Annotated in this window: 24 protein-coding genes; 18 read left to right on the top strand and 6 right to left on the bottom strand. The window is 63.7% G+C overall.

Annotation, left to right across the window (positions count from 1 at the left end; genetic code table 11):
• The first annotated feature begins 134 nt into the window (after window positions 1-134).
• The 17 genes from ACNHGR_RS10860 (at window position 135) to queE (ending at window position 13,836) form a co-directional block, all read left to right on the top strand.
• Entirely contained in the window at window positions 135-1,019 is an 885-nt protein-coding gene (locus ACNHGR_RS10860; RefSeq protein ID WP_184267206.1) for a flagellar motor switch protein FliM, read from the top strand.
• On the top strand, window positions 1,016-1,351 hold the full coding sequence (gene fliN / locus ACNHGR_RS10855) for a flagellar motor switch protein FliN (RefSeq protein WP_056691458.1): 336 nt from the start codon (window positions 1,016-1,018) through the stop codon (window positions 1,349-1,351). Before ACNHGR_RS10860 ends, fliN begins: the two co-directional genes overlap by 4 nt.
• An 87-nt stretch (window positions 1,352-1,438) precedes the next feature.
• Complete coding sequence (locus tag ACNHGR_RS10850; protein WP_056691455.1) at window positions 1,439-1,702, top strand: FliO/MopB family protein; 264 nt, start codon at window positions 1,439-1,441, stop codon at window positions 1,700-1,702.
• The gene (gene fliP, locus ACNHGR_RS10845; RefSeq protein WP_475286015.1) at window positions 1,686-2,516 is read left to right on the top strand and encodes a flagellar type III secretion system pore protein FliP; all 831 of its coding nucleotides are present in this window, start codon (window positions 1,686-1,688) and stop codon (window positions 2,514-2,516) included. Before ACNHGR_RS10850 ends, fliP begins: the two co-directional genes overlap by 17 nt.
• Window positions 2,517-2,545: 29 nt before the next feature.
• Window positions 2,546-2,818 carry a flagellar biosynthesis protein FliQ gene (gene fliQ / locus ACNHGR_RS10840; protein ID WP_056691450.1) on the top strand — a complete coding sequence of 91 codons (273 nt, stop codon included), beginning with the start codon at window positions 2,546-2,548 and terminating at the stop codon, window positions 2,816-2,818.
• A gap of 28 nt (window positions 2,819-2,846) precedes the next feature.
• On the top strand, window positions 2,847-3,629 hold the full coding sequence (gene fliR, locus ACNHGR_RS10835; RefSeq protein ID WP_475286012.1) for a flagellar biosynthetic protein FliR: 783 nt from the start codon (window positions 2,847-2,849) through the stop codon (window positions 3,627-3,629).
• 5 nt (window positions 3,630-3,634) lie between these two features.
• A complete protein-coding gene (gene flhB, locus ACNHGR_RS10830) occupies window positions 3,635-4,771 on the top strand; it encodes a flagellar type III secretion system protein FlhB (RefSeq protein WP_184267202.1) in 1,137 nt (378 codons plus the stop codon).
• A gap of 5 nt (window positions 4,772-4,776) precedes the next feature.
• On the top strand, window positions 4,777-5,949 hold the full coding sequence (locus tag ACNHGR_RS10825; RefSeq protein ID WP_475286010.1) for a glycosyltransferase family 87 protein: 1,173 nt from the start codon (window positions 4,777-4,779) through the stop codon (window positions 5,947-5,949).
• A gap of 34 nt (window positions 5,950-5,983) precedes the next feature.
• A complete protein-coding gene (locus tag ACNHGR_RS10820) occupies window positions 5,984-6,451 on the top strand; it encodes a hypothetical protein (protein ID WP_475286008.1) in 468 nt (155 codons plus the stop codon).
• 171 nt (window positions 6,452-6,622) lie between these two features.
• Window positions 6,623-8,017: a flagellar filament capping protein FliD gene (fliD, locus tag ACNHGR_RS10815; protein ID WP_475286006.1), complete on the top strand. Its 1,395-nt coding sequence runs from the start codon at window positions 6,623-6,625 to the stop codon at window positions 8,015-8,017.
• 18 nt (window positions 8,018-8,035) lie between these two features.
• Window positions 8,036-8,434, top strand: a complete 399-nt coding sequence (locus ACNHGR_RS10810; RefSeq protein ID WP_475286004.1) for a flagellar export chaperone FliS — start codon at window positions 8,036-8,038, stop codon at window positions 8,432-8,434.
• 153 nt (window positions 8,435-8,587) lie between these two features.
• Window positions 8,588-9,784 (top strand): acetylornithine transaminase, encoded by a 1,197-nt coding sequence (locus tag ACNHGR_RS10805; RefSeq protein ID WP_475286002.1) that lies wholly within the window; start codon window positions 8,588-8,590, stop codon window positions 9,782-9,784.
• 113 nt (window positions 9,785-9,897) lie between these two features.
• Complete coding sequence (argF, locus tag ACNHGR_RS10800; protein WP_475286001.1) at window positions 9,898-10,824, top strand: ornithine carbamoyltransferase; 927 nt, start codon at window positions 9,898-9,900, stop codon at window positions 10,822-10,824.
• A gap of 123 nt (window positions 10,825-10,947) precedes the next feature.
• A complete protein-coding gene (hslO, locus tag ACNHGR_RS10795; protein WP_475285999.1) occupies window positions 10,948-11,853 on the top strand; it encodes an Hsp33 family molecular chaperone HslO in 906 nt (301 codons plus the stop codon).
• Between the two features lie 144 nt (window positions 11,854-11,997).
• Window positions 11,998-12,423, top strand: a complete 426-nt coding sequence (locus ACNHGR_RS10790; protein WP_475285997.1) for a DUF3617 domain-containing protein — start codon at window positions 11,998-12,000, stop codon at window positions 12,421-12,423.
• 59 nt (window positions 12,424-12,482) lie between these two features.
• Window positions 12,483-13,175, top strand: a complete 693-nt coding sequence (gene queC / locus ACNHGR_RS10785) for a 7-cyano-7-deazaguanine synthase QueC (protein ID WP_475285996.1) — start codon at window positions 12,483-12,485, stop codon at window positions 13,173-13,175.
• 13 nt (window positions 13,176-13,188) lie between these two features.
• Entirely contained in the window at window positions 13,189-13,836 is a 648-nt protein-coding gene (queE, locus tag ACNHGR_RS10780; protein WP_475285995.1) for a 7-carboxy-7-deazaguanine synthase, read from the top strand.
• Window positions 13,837-13,842: 6 nt separating this feature from the next.
• Here queE and ACNHGR_RS10775 read toward each other — a convergent pair whose 3' ends face one another.
• From ACNHGR_RS10775 to lipB, 3 genes are all read right to left on the bottom strand, one after another.
• Window positions 13,843-14,535 carry a hypothetical protein gene (locus tag ACNHGR_RS10775; RefSeq protein ID WP_475285993.1) on the bottom strand — a complete coding sequence of 231 codons (693 nt, stop codon included), beginning with the start codon at window positions 14,533-14,535 and terminating at the stop codon, window positions 13,843-13,845.
• A gap of 85 nt (window positions 14,536-14,620) precedes the next feature.
• Window positions 14,621-14,908, bottom strand: coding sequence for a hypothetical protein (locus tag ACNHGR_RS10770; protein WP_184267178.1), 288 nt, complete (start codon window positions 14,906-14,908; stop codon window positions 14,621-14,623).
• A gap of 59 nt (window positions 14,909-14,967) precedes the next feature.
• A complete protein-coding gene (gene lipB / locus ACNHGR_RS10765; RefSeq protein WP_475285991.1) occupies window positions 14,968-15,678 on the bottom strand; it encodes a lipoyl(octanoyl) transferase LipB in 711 nt (236 codons plus the stop codon).
• Window positions 15,679-15,774: 96 nt separating this feature from the next.
• On the opposite strand from lipB, the gene ACNHGR_RS10760 reads away from it, so the two are divergent.
• Window positions 15,775-16,590: a DUF7847 domain-containing protein gene (locus ACNHGR_RS10760; protein ID WP_184267174.1), complete on the top strand. Its 816-nt coding sequence runs from the start codon at window positions 15,775-15,777 to the stop codon at window positions 16,588-16,590.
• A gap of 4 nt (window positions 16,591-16,594) precedes the next feature.
• On the opposite strand, the gene ACNHGR_RS10755 is transcribed toward ACNHGR_RS10760, so the two are convergent.
• From ACNHGR_RS10755 to ACNHGR_RS10745, 3 genes are read right to left on the bottom strand one after another with little or no spacing between them, the layout of a single operon-like run.
• Window positions 16,595-17,185 (bottom strand): GNAT family N-acetyltransferase, encoded by a 591-nt coding sequence (locus tag ACNHGR_RS10755; RefSeq protein WP_475285990.1) that lies wholly within the window; start codon window positions 17,183-17,185, stop codon window positions 16,595-16,597.
• A complete protein-coding gene (gene hemF / locus ACNHGR_RS10750; RefSeq protein WP_475285988.1) occupies window positions 17,185-18,075 on the bottom strand; it encodes an oxygen-dependent coproporphyrinogen oxidase in 891 nt (296 codons plus the stop codon). The genes ACNHGR_RS10755 and hemF overlap by 1 nt, the downstream gene beginning before the upstream one ends.
• Window positions 18,072-18,542, bottom strand: coding sequence for a tRNA (cytidine(34)-2'-O)-methyltransferase (locus ACNHGR_RS10745; protein WP_184267168.1), 471 nt, complete (start codon window positions 18,540-18,542; stop codon window positions 18,072-18,074). Before ACNHGR_RS10745 ends, hemF begins: the two co-directional genes overlap by 4 nt.
• Window positions 18,543-18,664: the final 122 nt, after the last annotated feature.

Here is an 18,664-nt window from a genome sequence, read left to right as displayed (position 1 = left end):
GAGGCTCGCACCCGCGATCGACGCGGCGGCGGGGCTTCGCCCTATTAACCCCAATTTTACCATTTTCGTTATTAATGGGCCTTGCGCCAAAGGATCGGGATGGCCCCTGATCCGTCATGGCGCAGGGGATCAAGATGGACGACGTACAAACCTACGCCTTTGGGCGCGGGGATTCTCAGGCGCCGATCATGCTGTCGGGGCTGGACCGGCTGGGCGAAAAGCTCGGCCGGCGCATGCGCGCCCTGATCGAGCCGATCGCCGGCGTACGCCCGATGGTCGAGGCGCAGGATACGCGCGTGCTCGACTTCGGTGCCTGGTCGGCCGAAATTCCGGCCTTTTGCAGCCTGTCGATCTATCGCCTGCTCCCGTTGAAGGGGCAGATGCTGCTGCGCATGGACGCAGCGATGATCTCCACCATGGTGGATTGCTTCTATGGCGGCATCGGCAATCGGCCACTGCCCGCGCGCGGTGAATTCACGCCGACCGAAGATCGGTTGATCGCCCGCCTCTCCGACACGATCGTCACCCGCCTGGTCGAAACCTGGGCCGATATCCTGCCGCTGGAACAGGGATTGATCCTGCGTGAAAGCGCGGTCGGCTATGCCGCCGCGGCGCAGCCCGGCGATCAGATGGTGTTGCAACGCTTCATGGTGTCCATCACCCGCGAACAGGAATGGCCGATCGATCTCCTCTTCCCGCTGGCGGCGCTGCGCGGCGTCGAAGCGCTGATGGGCAGCAATCTGCCCGCTGATGAAGAACATCGCGACCCTGTCTGGCAGACCCGGATCGCCCGGCGGATGCGCGACATCCGCTTGCCCGCCCGCACCGTGCTGGCGCGCCCCAATCTCTCGCTGGCCGAGCTGATGCAGCTCAAGGCCGGCGACGTCATCCCCGTGACCATCGGCCGATCGCTGCCGCTGATCGTCGGAAACCGCATCGTCGCGCATGGCACGATCGGCGAACAGGAAGGCCGCGCCGCCTTCCAGATTGAAAAGCTTGCACAGGAACCCGACCAATGAGCGACATGAGCGAAGCCCCCCGCATGGAGCGTGGCGAAGATCCGCTGAGCCGCATGACCAATAACCGCCAGTTCAAGCTGCTGGCCGACATTCCGGTCCGCATGTCGGTAGAGGTCGGCTCGACCTCTCTGCGTCTGGCCGAAGTCATGGACCTGGCCGAAGGCAGCATCGTCGAACTGGACCGCCAGGCCGACGATCTGCTCGACATCATGGTCAATGGCGCGCTGATCGCGAAGGGCGAAGTCGTCACGGTCAACGGCCGCTATGGCATCCGCATCGTGGACATCGCCGCGACCGAAAATCGCCTCGCCGGTATCGAACGGCGCGGCTGACGGTAATCAGCTGATTTTAAGCTTGCCTTCCGCCGCGAAACTGCGGATCGCAGGCGTGGTTAACCATGACTGCGGGCAGGCCATTTCATGTTCTGGTATTTCGTCAAACTGCTGATCCTGCTGCCGCTGGTGGGCGGCATGGCCTTTGGCGCGTTGTGGCTGTGGCGCAAATATCAGCCCGGCATGATCGCGGGGCAGGGCGACCGGTCGCTCAAGCTGCTCGAAGCGTTGCCCATGGGCGCCTTCGGCAAGCTCGCGGTGGTCGAGTTCGAGGGCAAGAAGATCCTGCTGTCCGTCACCCGCAGCCGGATCGAAAAGATCGCGGAAGGCGATCATGTCCGCCTGCGCTGACCCCGGCCTTGCTGCAAGGGCAGGGTACCACCGCCTGATTGCCGCGGCCATCGCGATCCTGGTGCTGGCTGCCCTGTTCTTTACCGTGCCGGCCTTCGCGCAGGCCGCACCCGCTGCCGCGCCGCCAGCGGACAATGGCGGTGCGCTGAGCCGCGCCATGGGCCAGATTTCCGGCGACGGTCGCTCGCTCTCGCTCAGCCTCCAGATCCTTGTCCTGATGAGCCTGCTGACGGTGCTGCCGTCGCTCGTGCTCATGATGACCAGCTTCACCCGCATCATCATCGTCCTGTCGCTGCTGCGTCAGGCACTTGGCCTGCAACAGACGCCCCCCAATCAGGTGCTGGTGGGCCTGACCCTGTTCCTCTCCCTGTTCGTGATGCGCCCGGCGATCGACGCGATCAATGCGCAGGCCTTCGACCCCTATGGCAAGGGGCAGATCAGCATAGAGGAAGCGGTCGGCCGTTCGGGCAAGGTGCTGCACGGCTTCATGGCCAAGCAGACCCGCGAAAGCGACCTCAAGCTGTTCCAGAATCTCGCCAAGGCGCCAGCGTTCAACACGCCGGACGACATTCCCTTCACCATCCTGCTGCCGGCCTTCGTCACCAGCGAGTTGAAGACCGCGTTCCAGATCGGCTTCATGATCTTCCTGCCCTTCCTCATCATCGACCTTGTCGTCGCGTCCACGCTGATGGCGCTCGGCATGATGATGTTGTCGCCAACCATCATATCCATGCCGTTCAAGCTGCTGCTGTTCGTGCTGGTCGATGGCTGGGCGCTGACCATGGGTTCGCTCGCGGGGTCGTTCGCGACATGACCCGACTTCTGCGATCAAGCATCTAAAGCATGGAAAACGCCGATTTCTTCATGGGATTGGCCCAGCAGGCGCTGTGGATCACGGCGCTTGCCGCCGCGCCCGTGCTTATTCCGGCGCTGATTGCCGGCGTCATCATCGGCATGGTGCAGGCCGCGACTTCCATCAACGAACAAACGCTCAGCTTCATTCCCAAGATCATCGTCGTGGGCGGCATGCTGGCATTGTTCGGCGGGTCGATCATGGTGCTGATCGCCGACTTCACCCGCGAAATCTTCGAACGTATCCCGGACCTGCTGCAATGACGTGTCCGTTCGCCAGGGTGACCGGGCCATGATCGCCCCCGGCTTCACCGGCGTCGAAACGCAGCTTTGGATCTGGCTGATCGCGATGATCCGACCGGGCGCTGCCTTCATCGCCGCGCCGGTCTTCGGTGCGCCCGCCGTGCCGCTGCAACTGCGCCTGATCCTCAGCCTGGCGCTTGGCCTCGCCGCGCTCAACAGCGTCACCATCACCCTGCCGCACGATGGCGTCGCCAGTTTCGAAGGGGTGATGATGGTCGCGGGCGAAGTGCTAGCCGGCCTCGCCCTCGGCTTCGCGGTCCAGATCGGCTATGCCGCTGCCTTCGTCGCGGGGGAAACGATCGGCAACGCCATGGGCCTCAACTTCGCGGCGATGGTCGATCCGTCGTCTGGTCAGTCGACGCAGGTGCTCGGTACCTTTCTCTCTGTCCTCGCCACCTTCCTCCTGCTTGGCATGGACGGCCATCTCCTGCTCGCCAGCTTCGTCGTGCAAAGCTATCAGGCGATCCCGCCGGGTGGAGCGATCCTGCCCAATGACACGGTCTGGCGCCTCGTCACCTTCGGCGGATCGTTGCTGGGGGCGGGCGTCACCGTGGCGCTGCCGGTCGGCTTCGCGCTGGTGCTGGTTCAGATCATCATGGGCATGCTGGCCCGCGCCGCGCCTTCGCTCAACCTGTTTGCGGTCGGCATGCCGGTGGCGATGATGGCGGGCATCGTCCTGCTGGCCATCGCCGCGCCGATCATGGCCGAAGGCATTACGGCATCGCTCAAAGCCGGCCTGGAAGAGGCCCAGTCGATTGCGGAAGGACGGTAGGCCCCATGGCAGACAGTCCCGGCGGCGGCGAAAAGACCGAAAAACCGACACAGAAGAAACTGAACGATGCCGCCAAGAAGGGCGACATCCTCCAGTCGCGCGAATTGGGCACGGCGCTGGTTGTCATGGCCGGCATCGCCTGGCTGGCGATCACTGGCCCGTCGCTGATCGACGCGCTGTCGGACATGCTGGCCGATGCGCTGCGCTTCCGGCGGGAGGATATTGTCGATTTCTCGCCGGCTGCGCGCGGCGCAGCGCTGCTCGGCGCAATCGCGCTCCCGGCCGCCGGCGTGATGCTCGCCACATTCATCGCCGCGATTGCGGCGCCTGCCTTGCTGGGTTCGCTCGGCTTCCGCCCCGGCGCCTTCGCGCCCAAGGCGTCGAAGATGAATCCGGCGGCCGGCATCAAGAAGATTTTCGGCACGCAGGGTCTGATCGAACTGGTCAAGTCGATGGCCAAGGTCGGTTTGCTTGGCAGCATCGGCGTCTGGCTGATCTGGGATCGGCTGACGGAGATCACCGCGCTCGGCAAGATGGGCGTCGCGCCGGCCATGGCGGACCTCGGCAACATCTTCATCCTGACTTGCCTCGTCATGGCGGGCGGGCTGTTCCTGATCGCGGGAATCGACGTGCCGGCGCAGATCATGCAGCGCGCCAAGCGGCTCGGCATGAGCAAGCAGGAAATCAAGGACGAGCATAAGGAAAGCGAAGGCTCACCCGAACTCAAGGGGCAAATTCGTCGCCGCCAGTTCGAGGTGCTCAATGGCTCAACTCGACAGGCCGTGGCCGAAGCCAGCGTCATCATCACCAACCCGACCCATTTTGCGGTCGCGCTCCGCTACAAGCCGGGCGTCGACGCCGCCCCGGTCGTGGTCGCCCGCGGCTGTGATGCGATCGCTGCATCGATCCGTGACCTGGCGGATCAGAATGGCGTGGCCGTGCTGCAATATCCCGACCTCGCCCGCGCCATCTACTTCACCTCGCGCGCCGGGCAGATCGTCAATGAAGGCCTCTTCATGGCGGTGGCCACCGTGCTGGCCTTCGTCTTCCGGGTCGAAAACAAGATGGCGACGGAAATGGATCGCCCCTTCATCACCGTGCCGGAAGATATGCGCTTCGACGCGAACGGGCAGAAGCAATAACGGCGATGGCCGACCGGCTGCGCTTATTGTGGGGCGGAGCGGGCCTGCTGCTGCTGGTCTTCGTGCCGGCCTATCTCCTTACTCTGACGCCCGGTCAGGGCATCCCGCGCGACGGCACCTCGCTGGTGGTGGGGCGCGACTTCCTCAACATCTGGATGTATGGGCGCGCCGCCTGGGAAGTCGGTCCCGAACGCTATTACGACATGGCCACCTATCTCGCGGCGTTGGGGCCGATCGTAGGGCAGGGCTATCCGGGCCAGCTCTGGTCTTATCCACCAGTCGCGATGCTGGTGGCTGCACCGTTTGGGCTGATGCCCTATCTACCGGCGCTGGCACTGTGGACCCTGTGCGGCGCTGTCTGCTTCGCTGCCTCGCTCCGGCTATGGATACGTGACTATCGGCCGGTCGCGCTGCTGCTGGCCTCGCCCGCCGCGTTGCTCGGCATCATGTCCGGTCAGTTCGCGCTGTTTGCCGCCGCCATCATCCTGGCGGTCCTGCGCTGGCGTGAGGAGCGACCCTGGCTCGCCGGTGCGCTGGTCGGCCTGTTGCTGGTCAAGCCGCAACTCGCCTTGCTACTGCCTCTTCTGTTCATCGCAACGCGCAACTGGCGGGCCTTCGGCGCTGCCGCTCTCTCCAGCCTGACGCTGGTCGCCCTCGTCGCCCTGCTCTGGGGTGTCGACATCTGGCGCATCTATGTCCAGACGGGGATCGCCAATCAGTCGCTGGTGCTGAGCGATCCGGATCATCTCGCCGGCCCGTTCATGGCGACTTTGTTCATGAACCTGCGCGTGATCGGGGTAGCCGTGCCATGGGCAAGCGGGCTTCAGATGGCGCTGGCTCTGCTCGCGGCCATGCTTGTCTGGCTGCGCTTCCGTCATCACCCGGATGCGGGTGATCTGTCGGCCAATCTCCTCTTCCTCGCCTGCGCCATGTCCGCAACACCCTATATGCTGTCGTACGATACGTTGTCGCTGGCCGCGATGGCGGTGCTGGCGCTGGCTGCCGGAGAGGGACGGATCGCACCCATATTGGCATTCTTCCTGCCCCTGTTTCAGCTGGTTGCTGGCATGGCGGGATTGCCGGGACCAGGTCTCGTCCCGATCGCCATCGCGCTTTATTTGGGGCTGCGTGAAAAATATTTGCGCCATCCATTAAAGTTTAACCGCAACTGGCCGTAATGGCTCTTGTGGGGATGCATTCTGGTGGTGCGTCATGAACGACTATGTATCTAGGAGCGAACTGCCGCCGGTAGACCGTGTGGTTTCGCGTGCGCCGTCGCCCGTCCAGACCGTGCAGTCTGTGGCGACCAGTCGTTCTGCCCGGGCATCGGTGCGCGAAAGCGAAAGTGCCCAGCCGTCTGTTGCACCTCAGCTCGATACGGTCGCGATCGATGACGATCTGGCCAGTGTCGCCGAATATGTCGAAGTTCATGCGCGGATCGCGGACATTCTTGCCGGATTGGAATCGGGCGGTGGCAGTGTGGACGATGCCGCCGGCGCTATCCAGGCGATGATCCCGCGGCCGATGGTGCTGGTGCCTCTCCCGCCTGCCAGCAAGGAGGCGGTCGAACATGCTGCCGTGCTGGCCAAGCGGATCGTCGAGCGTGCCTCCTATTCGCATGGCGCCCATGCCCAGGTTTCGCGCGGCACCGTGGAGCAGATCGCGACATCCACCAACTGATACTCACCGCACCACCGGTTTGAAGAGGCATGATCCGTTTCGTACGGATCGTGCCTTTTACCATATATGGCAGGCCGGAAGGGGCGTCTGTGCCGCGCACAAGCCTCTCGCGAAAATCTTTCCTAAAGGTCTTGCCGCTACCGCCGTTCTATCCCCCTGAAAGGAAAGCGCATGACCACGGTAGGCAGCAGCATTTTGACCGCGCTCAACGCAGGGTCGGGTATTGATACCTCCGCATTGGTATCCAGCCTGGTCAGCGCGACCCGCGAGCCGAAACAGACCGCGATCACCAATCAGCAAACGCTGAATACCTCGCGCATTTCTGCTCTCGCTTCCGCCATCAGCTCGCTCGATACCTTTGCCGATGCGCTCAGCGAAGTTCTGTCCGGTGCGGATTATACCGGGACTGCCTCGTCCAACGATGCCAGCATCGCGTCGGTCACGATGCTCAGCGGCGGCAGCCCCAGCGGCCTGCCGGCCCAGTTGACCGTCGAGCAACTCGCGACGGCCCGCGTCTATTCCTCGACCACCAGCAGCGGCGCGACCGGCAGCACGGCAATCGGTACCGGCAGCTTCACCATCACCAATGCGGCCGGTGAAGCGACCACGATCACGATCGATTCGACCAACAACAGCTTTGCCGGCCTGGCCTCGGCGATCAATGCCGCCAACACCGGCGTCACGGCTCGCGTCGTTACCGACACGCAGGGCACGCGCCTCGTGTTCAAGGGCGAAACCGGCGCCGACAATGATTTCACGATCACCACCAGCGCCGACGACAGCAGCAGCATATTGGGCGGCATGAGCTTCACCAGCTCGTCCACGCCGCAAAATGCGCAGATCACGCTTGACGGCGTCGCCTATGAATATGCCAGCAACACCATCGACGACGCGATCCCCTATCTGCGGATCGACCTCAACAAGGCATCGCCCGGCACCAGCGTGACCCTTTCGATGAGCCAGCCGACGGCCGGCCTGTCCGACCTGCTCAAGGAATTTGTCGACGCCTATAATACGTTGATGAAGGCGTTGAACACCGCCACGGCGACCGGTGCGGACTCGTCCAGCTCCGGCGTGCTGAACGGGGTGGCCGGGGTACGGGACATGAAGCGTCAGCTGTCCGCCATCACCTCGACCCAGCTGGCGTCGACCGGCACTTACAAGACGCTGGCCGATATCGGCGTGTCGACCAATCGCGACGGCACACTCAGCCTCGATACCACGCGGCTCGCCGCTGCGATGGAAGCCGATCCGGAAGGTGTCACCAACATGGTGAACCCCAAAGTGTCGACCACCGCCAATCCGGGCCTGTCGGCGCTGATGGACACAGTGCGCGACAATATCGAGAAGGATGATGGTCCGCTCAAGACGGCGCAGAAGCGCTACGATGCGCTGGCCGAGGAATTTACCAAGCAGCTTGAAGACCTGGACGAGAAGATGGCCAATTATGAGGAGCATCTGAGCAAGGTCTACGCGGCGATGGAGACGCGGCTTTCCGCGCTCAAGGCGACACAAAGCTACCTCGAACAGCAGATCGAGGTCTGGAACAACAGCAGCAATAATTAATCGGGGACGTAGCAGACGATGTTTTACAATCAGGGTTATGCAGGCGCCAGCGCAGCACGTCGTTACGCAGCGGTCCATTCGGGCAGCCGTACCGAGGGCGCCACGCCGCACGCATTGGTGAAGATCCTTTTCGACGAGTTGCTGCTCGCGCTGGAAGCGGCGGCGCTGGCCGAACGCAATGGCGATCGCGTCAAGGTGTCGGACAAGCAGGCACGCGCCATGTCGATCCTTTTCGCGCTCGAATCGAGCCTCGATTTCGACAAGGGCGGCGACATTTCCGTCGGCCTCGCCCAGATCTATCGCGAAGCCCGCCGCCTGCTTCTCGTTGGTGCGAAAGACCGTTCGGCCGAGCCGGTTGAGCAGGCGCGTGACATCATCGCCGAAATCGCCGAAGCCTGGAACCAGATCGGCCGCTAAGGCAGAGCGCGAGCGCCCGTCCGGGCGGGGTTGCGCCCCCAACATGCCGCCTGTATAGGCGATGCTCGCGAAGGGCGGCCCGGCGGGGGCCGCCTTTTTGCGTTCTACCCAATGCGCACAGGACGCGCAGCATCACCCAGAAAGGGAAGGCTCATGTCGATTACGCCGCTCATGCCCGTTTACCCCCGGTGCGATGTTCGTCCGGTGCGAGGCGAGGGCTGCTATCTGATCGGGGAGCGCGGCGAACGCTATCTCGACTTTGCCAGCGGCATTGCCGTCAACCTGCTGGGCCATGGTCATCCCAAGCTGGTGAAGACCATCGCCGATCAGGCCGCAACACTGATGCACATTTCCAACCTCTACGGATCGCCGCTGGGGGAGCAGTTCGCGCAGAAGCTGGTCGATAACAGCTTTGCCGACACTGTCTTCTTCACCAATTCCGGTGCGGAAGCGGTGGAGTGCGCGATCAAGACCGCGCGCCGCTATCATTTCGCCAACGGCGAAGCGCATCGGCACAAGATCATCAGCTTCGACAACGCCTTCCATGGCCGGACGCTGGGTACCATTTCGGCGACCAGCCAGCCCAAGATGCGTGACGGCTTCGAGCCGCTCTTGCCGGGCTTCCAGGTCGTGCCCTTCAACGATCTCGACGCGGCGCTGGCGGCGATCGACGACAACACCGCCGGCTTCCTGCTGGAGCCGGTGCAGGGCGAAGGCGGCGTGACTCCGGCGACCAAGGCGTTCCTGACCGGTCTGCGCAAGGCATGCGACGAGCATGGCCTGCTGCTGATTCTGGACGAAGTGCAGTGCGGTTATGCCCGGACCGGTACCTTTTTCGCCCATGAACAATATGGCATCACGCCGGACGTCATGGCCGTCGCCAAGGGGATCGGCGCGGGTTTTCCGCTCGGCGCCTGCCTTGCCACCGAAGAAGCGGCCAAGGGCATGGTTTTCGGCACCCATGGTTCCACCTATGGCGGCAACCCGCTCGCCATGGCGGTCGGCATCACTGTGCTGGAAGAAGTCCTGGCCGAAGGCTTTCTGGACAAGGTGACCGCCATGGGCGCACGCCTGCGTTCGGCGCTGGAGCAACTCATTCCCAATCATGACGACATGTTCGAGGATGTGCGCGGCATGGGCCTGATGCTGGGCGTCAAGATGAAGGACAGCTATGATGCGCGCGCCTTCGTTGGCCATCTGCGCGACCATCATGGCCTGCTGGCCGTGTCGGCCGGCCAGAATGTGCTGCGCATCCTGCCGCCCCTCGTCATCGAGGAAAGCCACATCGCCGAGTGCATCGAGAAGATTTCCGCCGGCGCGCGGACCTTCGCCGAAGCCAAGGCGGCCTGACACCAATCTTCCCCTTCCGTTCGGTCCGAGCAGCTTCGAGCTTGTCGAGAAGCGTCGTCGAGAACAGTTCTCGACAAGCTCGAACCGAACGGGGAGTGGGCGAAGGGGGTATAATGACCAAGCATTTCCTGAATCTCACCGACGCGGGCGGCGATGCCATTGCCGCGATGATCGCCGACGCCATCGACCGGAAGGCTGCGCGCCAGGGCAAGCCTAAGGGCGCTGTCGATGCCGATGCGCCGCTGGGGGGTCACACGCTGGCGATGATCTTCGAAAAGAACAGCACCCGTACCCGTGTCAGCTTCGACATGGCGATCCGCCAGTTGGGCGGCACATCGCTGATTCTGGAGGGGGCGACCAGCCAGATTGGCCGTGGTGAAACCATCGCCGACACGGCGCGCGTGCTCAGCCGCATGTGCGATGTCATCATGATCCGCACCGATGACCATGCCAAGATCGAGGAAATGGCTGAATATGCCACCGTCCCGGTCATCAACGGTCTGACGGACCTGTCCCATCCGTGCCAGATCGTCGCCGATCTGCTGACCGTGGTCGAACATGGGCTGGCGCTGCCCGGTAGCCAATGGGCCTGGCTTGGCGACGGCAACAATGTCCTCCACTCGATCGTGGAGGCGGCCGGTCTGCTCAAGTTCGACGTGCGCATGGGCATTCCCGAGGGCTATGACCCCGATCCGACCTTCGCTGATGCGGCCCGTGCGGCTGGATCGATCATTACCCTGACCCGCGATGCGGCGCAGGCCGTGGCGGGTGCCGACGTGGTCGTGACCGACACCTGGATATCCATGGGTCAGGCGCATGCCGACGCCAAACTGGCGGCGATGATGCCCTATCAGGTAACGGCGGACCTCATGTCCGGCGCGAAGGCGGACGCGAAATTCCTCCACTGCCTGCCGGCCCATCGCGGCGAGGAAGTGACGGAAGCTGTGATCGACGGCCCGCAGTCGCTGATCTGGGACGAAGCGGAAAACCGCATTCATGCCCAGAAGTCGGTCCTGCTCTGGGCGCTTGGAAAGCTGTAAGCGGACCCTATATTCGGGCGAAATTTCCCGTTCGCCCTCGAAATCGTCGGGGCCCGTCCTGCGCTGGGGAGCGAAGGGCGGGCCCTCGCGGCTTTCGGGGCGGAGGGAGCAGAAGGAAATATCGTGACCAGTCCCCATATCGACCAGGCCCTTGGTTTCACTATCCCGTCGCGCCATGCGCGCGGCCGCCTTGTGCGACTGGGGCCTGTGCTCGACCAGGTGCTTGCCGCTCACGCCTATCCGCCCGCGATTGAGCGTCTTCTGGCCTCTGCACTGGTGCTGGCGGCACTGCTGGGCAGTACGTTGAAGCAGGCCAATGGTCAGCTGACGCTTCAGGCGCAGACCGAAAATGGCGTCGTCAGCCTGCTGGTCGCCGACTACAAGGATGGCGACCTGCGCGGCTATGTGAAGTTCGATGCGGATCGGCTGGCGGAGCAGGGCGCGGACCCGACCCTGTTCGGCCTGTTCGGCAAGGGCTATCTCGCCATCACCTTCGATCAGGCCGTATCGGGTGAGCGCTATCAGGGGATCGTCCCGCTGGAGGGGCAGTCGCTGGCGCAGGCGGCCGAACATTATTTCTTCCAGTCCGAACAGATTCCCAGCATCATCCAGATTGACACGCGCCATGATGCCGGTGAGGGCTGCATCGCCGCCGGCCTGCTGCTCCAGCATTTGCCGGAAGGAGAGGTCGGGCGCGAGCGGCTGCATGTGCGCCACGACCATCCGGAATGGGAACATGTGCAGGCGCTGGCCCAGACGCTGAAGGCGGAGGAACTGACCGACGATGCGTTGCCGCTGACCGACATTCTCTGGCGCCTCTTCCATGAGGAGGACGAGGTGCGTGTGTCCGAAACCTTGCCGCTCGCCAAGGGCTGCCGCTGCGACCTTGGCCATATTCGCGATGTGATCGGCCGTTTTCCCGCCAGCGAACGGGCGGAAATGGCGGATGAGAAGGGCATTATCGGCGTGGATTGCGCATTCTGCTCGCGCCTGTTTCCGCTGGCGCTGGACAGCTTCGCCACCCATTGAAGGCAATCGTTTCGCTAACGATATTTGTAATTGGGGCAGTTTCCGTCGCGCGCGCTATGAAAATGCCGCAATTGGACGGCATGGCGCAGATGGCGATGAGCGCTGCGAACGGCTTGGAAGCTAATAACGGGATCGGGCGGAATCATGAAGAGGGCGGAATGGCACGCACTCGGCGTGCTTGCGATGACTATGGCGGCGGCGACCGCATCATGGGCCGGCGCTGGGGCGGCGACGGCTGGCCTGCCCGCGCCCCAGGCGCTTCAGGGTCTTGAAACCGGCGAATGGGAATTGCGCGGTCGCGGCGAGGGGGCAGAGACGCGCAAGCTCTGTGTCAGCGACCTGCGCCAGTTGCTCCAGGTGCAGCATGGCCGGACATTGTGCCGCAGCTTTACCGTCAGCGACAGTGCTCATTCGGTTACGGTAACCTACGACTGCGCGGCGGCGGGCAATGGCCGCACCGACCTGCGCGTCGAAACCACGCGACTGATACAGATTCGCTCGCAGGGCGTGGCCGATGGCGCGCCCTTCGCCTTTGCGGCTGAAGGCCGTCGGATCGGCGCCTGTTCATGATGGCAGGTGCCGGTCGCCTCATGCTTGCACTGCGACGCAACGAGGCGTAGCGCGGGGCCATGGTTGCCAATGAAGGAAAATTCGCTGTCGTCCTGCTCTCGGGCGGGCTCGATTCCATGGTCGCGGGTGGGCTCGCGCGTGAAGCCGGCTATCGCATCTTCGCGCTGTCGATCGACTATAATCAGCGTCATCGCGTCGAACTGCGCGCCGCTGCGCGCATCGCCGAATCGCTCAATGCCATCCGTCACATCGTCCTGCCGCTGGACCTGACCGCCTTTGGCGGATCGGCGCTCACCGCCGATATCGCCGTGCCTAAGGGCGGCGTCGGGGAAGAGATTCCGGTCACCTATGTACCGGCCCGCAACACCATCTTCCTGTCTCTGACGCTGGGCCTCGCCGAAGTGGCCGGCGCCAGCGACATTTTCATCGGCGTCAATGCCCTCGACTATTCGGGCTACCCCGACTGCCGGCCGGAGTTCATCGAGGCGTTTCAGAAGATGGCCACGCTGGCGACCAAGGCCGGGGTGGAAGGCCATCCGATCCGTATCCAGACCCCGCTTCAATATATGAGCAAGGCGGACATCGCCCGCGAGGCGTATCGTCTGGGTCTGGACGCCGGCCTCAGCTGGTCCTGCTACGACCCCACGCCCGACAACAAGCATTGCGGCCTGTGCGACAGTTGTCGCCTGCGATCGAAGGGGTATCAGGAAGCCGGCCTGCCCGATCCCACCATCTACGCTGCGCGGCCCTGAAAGGCGGACGACGATGGCTTATGCGGTCAAGGAAATGTTCCTGACCCTGCAGGGGGAAGGGGTGCAGGCAGGGCGACGCGCGGTCTTCCTCCGCTTTGCAGGCTGCAACCTGTGGAGCGGTCGGGAGCAGGACAGGCGCGATGCTGTCTGCCGCTTTTGCGATACCGATTTCGTCGGGACGGACGGGCTTGGCGGCGGCAAGTTTGCGGATGCCGACGCGCTGGCCGATGCTGCGCTCGCTTTCTGGGGTGAGGGTGTCGCAGGTCATTATATCGTGCTGACCGGCGGGGAGCCGATGCTTCAGGTCGATGATGCGCTGGTCGACGCACTGCATGCGCGCGGTTTCACCATCGCGATCGAGAGCAACGGGACCATAGCCGCGCATCCCGGCATCGACTGGGTCTGCATCAGCCCCAAGGCGGGCAGCGACATAGTGCAGCGGTCCGGCAATGAGTTGAAGCTGGTCTGGCCGCAGCCTGATGGCGGCCATGATCTGTCAGAGGTCGCGGCCATGGAAGCATGGGCGTTCGACCATCATTTGCTGCAACCGCTGGACGACTCCCACGCAGCCGACAATGCCCGCGCAGCCGTCGCGCTGGTCATGGACCGGCCGCACTGGCGGCTGACGGTGCAGGCCCATAAATATCTGGGCCTGCGCTGAAAGGAATCAGGGCTTCACGCCGGTCTTGTCATTCCATGCCTGATGGCAGACCGGCAACAGCACGCCCTTCTTCCAGCATTTGGGTTCGAAGGATGGCAGGGTGACGACATAGTCATAACCTGGCGTGCCATAAAATTGTTCGCCCACCGCGACGAGCGACTTCTTGATCGCCCCCAGACCGGTGCGCCCGACTTCGTTGAGGGTGCCGCGGTCGGCGAAAATGGCCTGACGCCCGACCTCCGCAGTGGCCTGACAAAATCCCTTCTGGGCCTGTACGGTGGAATAGCCGGAATAGATGCGGGTATTATACATGTCGGATGCGGACTGGCCGGCCCTGCCCTTGCCCACGGTGCGCTGGAAATATCCCAGCAGCGCCGCCTGCGCCACGTCTAGTTCGGCATCATGATGCGCGATCATGGCGTTATAGTTGCTGGTCGACAGCAGGGTCGGCTCAAACTGGCATTGCAGCGCTGCGACGTTGAGCGCCGCCCGCAGGTTCCAGGCGAGGCCCGCCTTGATTTCCGCCGGGGTGGCGCCGGGCAGCCCGAGTGCCGTGGCTGCCGCCGCATCGGTTAGCGGCGGCGCGCTCATGTCGGGCGGCGTCCAGAAAAATTGGGCCGATGCCGGCTGCGCCATCATGGGTGTGATCGCCAGGGCCAAACCGGCCAGCGCACGGCGCATCGGGAAACGCGAAGTCATTATGTCCTGCCTCTCTGGAAGAGCGCCGCAGCCGACGCCCCCTCTGTCCAGTCCCTTCTATCAGCCCGGACGGATCGCGCCAGCCTTACTGGTCGGACAGGACTTCAGCTTCCTCTGCCGGGGCCTTTTCCGGCTCAGGCTTCGTCGGGGCGCTACTGTTGGCTGCGCTGTTGTTGTCGGGCAGGGACACGGCGGTACCTTCGCTTTGTACGCCGTCCAGGTCGGTCATGGCGTCGGTCGCGGTGCCATCGACCACTTCCATGTCCTTCATCTGGACCTTGTTGCCGCCTTCGTCCTTGCTGCCGCAGGCTGCCAGCGGCAGGGTCGCTGCGATCAGGGTCAGGGTAAAGAACGTCTTTGCGCCAAAACGCATCCGGGTCTCCTTAAACGATGGGTGCCCGGCAATTCCCCCGCCCGGCGAAAGCGGCAAACCTAACGGCCTATGTCACATTCCTCAACCCCCGTGCCACAGCGCTTGAGGTTGGCCAGAAAAGCCGGAAAATGGCCCTGGAGCGCTACATCCAGCGCTGCCATCGAGGCATTGCCGTTGAGGGCGGCGATGCTGGTGACGGGATATTCGCTGATGCCGCACGGCACGATGCCCCCGAAATGCGACAGGTCGGGATCGACGTTGATCGAAAAGCCGTGCAGCGTGACCCAGCGCCGCACCCGGATGCCCAGCGCGCCGATCTTCGCTTCCCGCCCTTCAGGATCGTCGGTCCAGATGCCGATCCGTCCTTCTGCCCGGCGCGCCGCGATGCCGAGGTCGCCGAGCGCTGCGATCATCCATCCTTCCAGATGATGCACGAAGTTCCGGACATCCTTGCCCCGTTCGCGCAGGTCGATGTTGAGATAGCCGATCCGCTGCCCCGGGCCGTGATAGGTATAGCGGCCGCCGCGCCCTGCATCATGCACCGGAAAACGCGGGTCCAGCAGTTCGGCCGGATCGGCGCTGGTCCCGGCGGTGTAGAGCGGCGGATGTTCCAGCAGCCATACCCGTTCCTGCGCGCCGCCTTCGTAAATCGCGGCCGCGCGCGCCTCCATTTCCGCCAGCGCACCCGGATAATCGACCAGACAAGGATCGACCCGCCATTCGACAGGGGTGGGGAGGGGCGGCGGAAGATCGGAAGAAACATCGGACATGGGGCGCTTCCTTGACTTGGGCTGGCCGAGCGATCAAGTCTCGCGCCGCATTTTCAGCATCACGCATTCAGGCATCACAGGGCAGGCAGCATAGATATGGCGACAATGTCGATCGGCAAGGCGTGGGAGGAGGCGGTGGCCTTCGTCGCGCGCGAGGCGACCTTGCTCTTCCCGGTGGCATTGCTGTTCGTGGCACTGCCCGGCCTCATCCTCCAGGAAATGATGCCGCCTGAATTGCAGGCCTGGTTTGCCGAGCCCAAGGCCGACACGATTCCGGCCATGCCGCCGGGCTTCGGTCTGGCGATGCTGCTGACCATCATTCTCATCTGGTTTGGGTCGCTTGCCCTGTTCGCGCTGGCGCTGCGCCCCGGCATCAGCGTGGGCGAGGCATTGAGACTGAGTTTTGCGCGCCTGCCGGTTCTGATCGGGACGGCGCTGGTGGTGGTTGGCATCGTGGCGGGCATATTCGTTGCCGCGGCGCTGGTCGGCGTCGTCTTTTCTCTGGCGTCGAAACAATTGGCGGCCGCCACCGGCCTGCTGGTCGGATTTGGGGCGGCTGGCCTCATCTTCTTTGCCAGCATCCGGCTGGTTCTGCTCAATCCGGTGGTGATTGACACGCGTCTGGGCGTGATGGATTCGCTCCGGCACGCCTGGGCGTTGACGCGGGGCTATTTCTGGCGGCTGTTCGGATTTCTCATCATCGTCATGCTGCTGTCCACCATCGCCGGGTCGGCGGCGCAGGTCATACTCGGTTCGCTGGGCGGGCTGGTTGGCGGCCCGGATGGTGCGCGGCTGGCCGGTGGCCTCGCCGGTGCCGCGGTGTCGAGCATCGTGCAGGTCTACATGCTGGTCATGCTGGCGCGGCTCTATCGCCAAGCACAGCCGCAGGATGTCGGCGAAGTCTTTCGTTGAGCGGCTACCCAGCGTCCAGCAACGGTATGTGAGGGGCTGCCTCGCGCGGCAATATGCCGGCCAGCCGGGGGTCAACGAAGGTTTCGATCTCCCGCCCATAGGGGGTAAAGCCCGACCGGACGTAAAAACCCAGCGCTGCCGGGCTGTCGAGCGTGCAGGTGTGGACCCAGAAACGCTCCACCCCCTTGCGCCAGGCAAGCGATTTGGCCTGCGCCATCAGCCATCGGCCCAACCCCTTGCCGTTCAGTTCAGGCACCAGCCCGAAGAAGCTCAGCTCACAATTGGGCAGGGACCGGAAATCCAGTTCCAGCAGGCCGACCTCAGTCCCGCGCGGGTCGGTAACCGCATAGACCTCGACCGCCGGGTCATGCAGGATCGCTGCCAGGTCGCAATCCGCCATCACCAGTCGTGAAAACCATAGCCAGGGCGCGCCAACCCGTCGGAACAGGGTGCGATAGGCGTTCAGGTCCGGCTGTCTCCACGGCATCAGCCGCAAAGGTGCGGGCGGTACGGGGGCCGGTTTCGGTCGCTCCAGCATCTCCAGATGGGTGACGACCGTCGCCACCATGCCGGGTTCGACCGGAATGAAGGGCATCAGTTCCAACTCGCCATTGGCGGCAGGCTCATCAGGATCGCGTCGATATTGCCGCCGGTCTTGAGGCCGAACAATGTGCCGCGATCATGAACGAGATTGAACTCGGCATAACGCCCGCGCCATTCCAACATGGTGCGATACGCCTCATCGCTCCATGATTCGTGCATGCGCCGCCGCACGATCGGCGGGAAGGCGTTCAGGAAAGCGTCGCCCACTGCGCGGGTGAAGGCGAAATGCGCGTCGAAGGCTGCGTCATCGGCACATTCGAGATGATCGTAGAAGATGCCGCCCACGCCGCGATGTACATTGCGGTGCGGGATGAAGAAATATTCGTCCGCCCATGTCTTGAAGCGCGGATAATGATTCGGGTCATGGGCGTCGCAGGCGGCCTTCAGCACTTCGTGAAAATAGGCCGTATCCTCTGCGCGCGGCAAGGGAGGGTTGAGATCTGCGCCGCCGCCGAACCAGCTCTTCGTGGTCACCAGATAGCGGGTATTCATATGGACGGCCGGCACATGCGGATTGGCCATATGGGCGACCAGGCTGATGCCGGTGGCGAAGAAGGCGGGATTATCGGCTGCGCCATGGATGGTCTGGGCAAAGCCGGGGGCGAACTCGCCGCCCACCGTCGATATATTGACGCCGACCTTCTCGAAGACCCTGCCCTTCATCACGCCGCGCACGCCGCCGCCACCTTCGCCGGGAGACTGACCCTCGGCTTCGCGATCCCATGCAGTGAAATCGAAGCGCGCATCACTGCCCGCTTCCCGCTCGATCGCCTCGAACTCGGCGCAAATCCGGTCCCGCAGCGATTCGAACCAGCTACGCGCCGCCTGCTGCCGGGTGTCGAGGGCGAAAGGCACGGTCGGGATCGGATTGCTGACGGTCATTCGGGGAACTTTCCGGTCTGGCGGAGGGCTTCGGCGACGGCGATGCCCGTGGAAACGGCGATGTTCAAGGATCGAAAGCCCGGCGCCATCGGAATACGGATGCGTATATCGGCCAGATCGCGCACATCGGTCGGCACGCCGGCGCTTTCCGATCCCATCAGCAGCACGTCGTCGGCCTGAAACCGCACCTCCGGCAATTTCTGCGAGGCATGGGCACTCATCAGCAGCAGGCGGCGCCCCTGGGCACGCCGCTCCGCGTCGAAGGCCGCGAAATTGGCATGGCGGGTGACATCGGCCGATTCCCCATAATCCATCGCCGCGCGCTTCAGGCGAGTGTCGGAAAAGGCAAAGCCTGTGGGCATGATGATGTCGACTGGCACCTGAAAACAGGCGGCCAGGCGCAATATGGCGCCGACATTGCCCGCAATCTCGGGTTGGTAAAGGGCGATACGCATGGGCTGCGCCATAGTCGATCGAGAGCATTTGCAACAGACTAGGTGATATTGCGACTGGCAAAGCGGGCGCAGTGCGGTTATCACGCCCGTCGAACCACGCCGGGGGGAGGCGGGTCGACCCTTGGTCGAGTGCC

Source organism: Sphingobium sp. RS1 (assembly GCF_056156825.1).
Note: the sequence above shows the minus strand (reverse complement) of the source record. Positions and strands in the feature narration are given on the sequence as shown.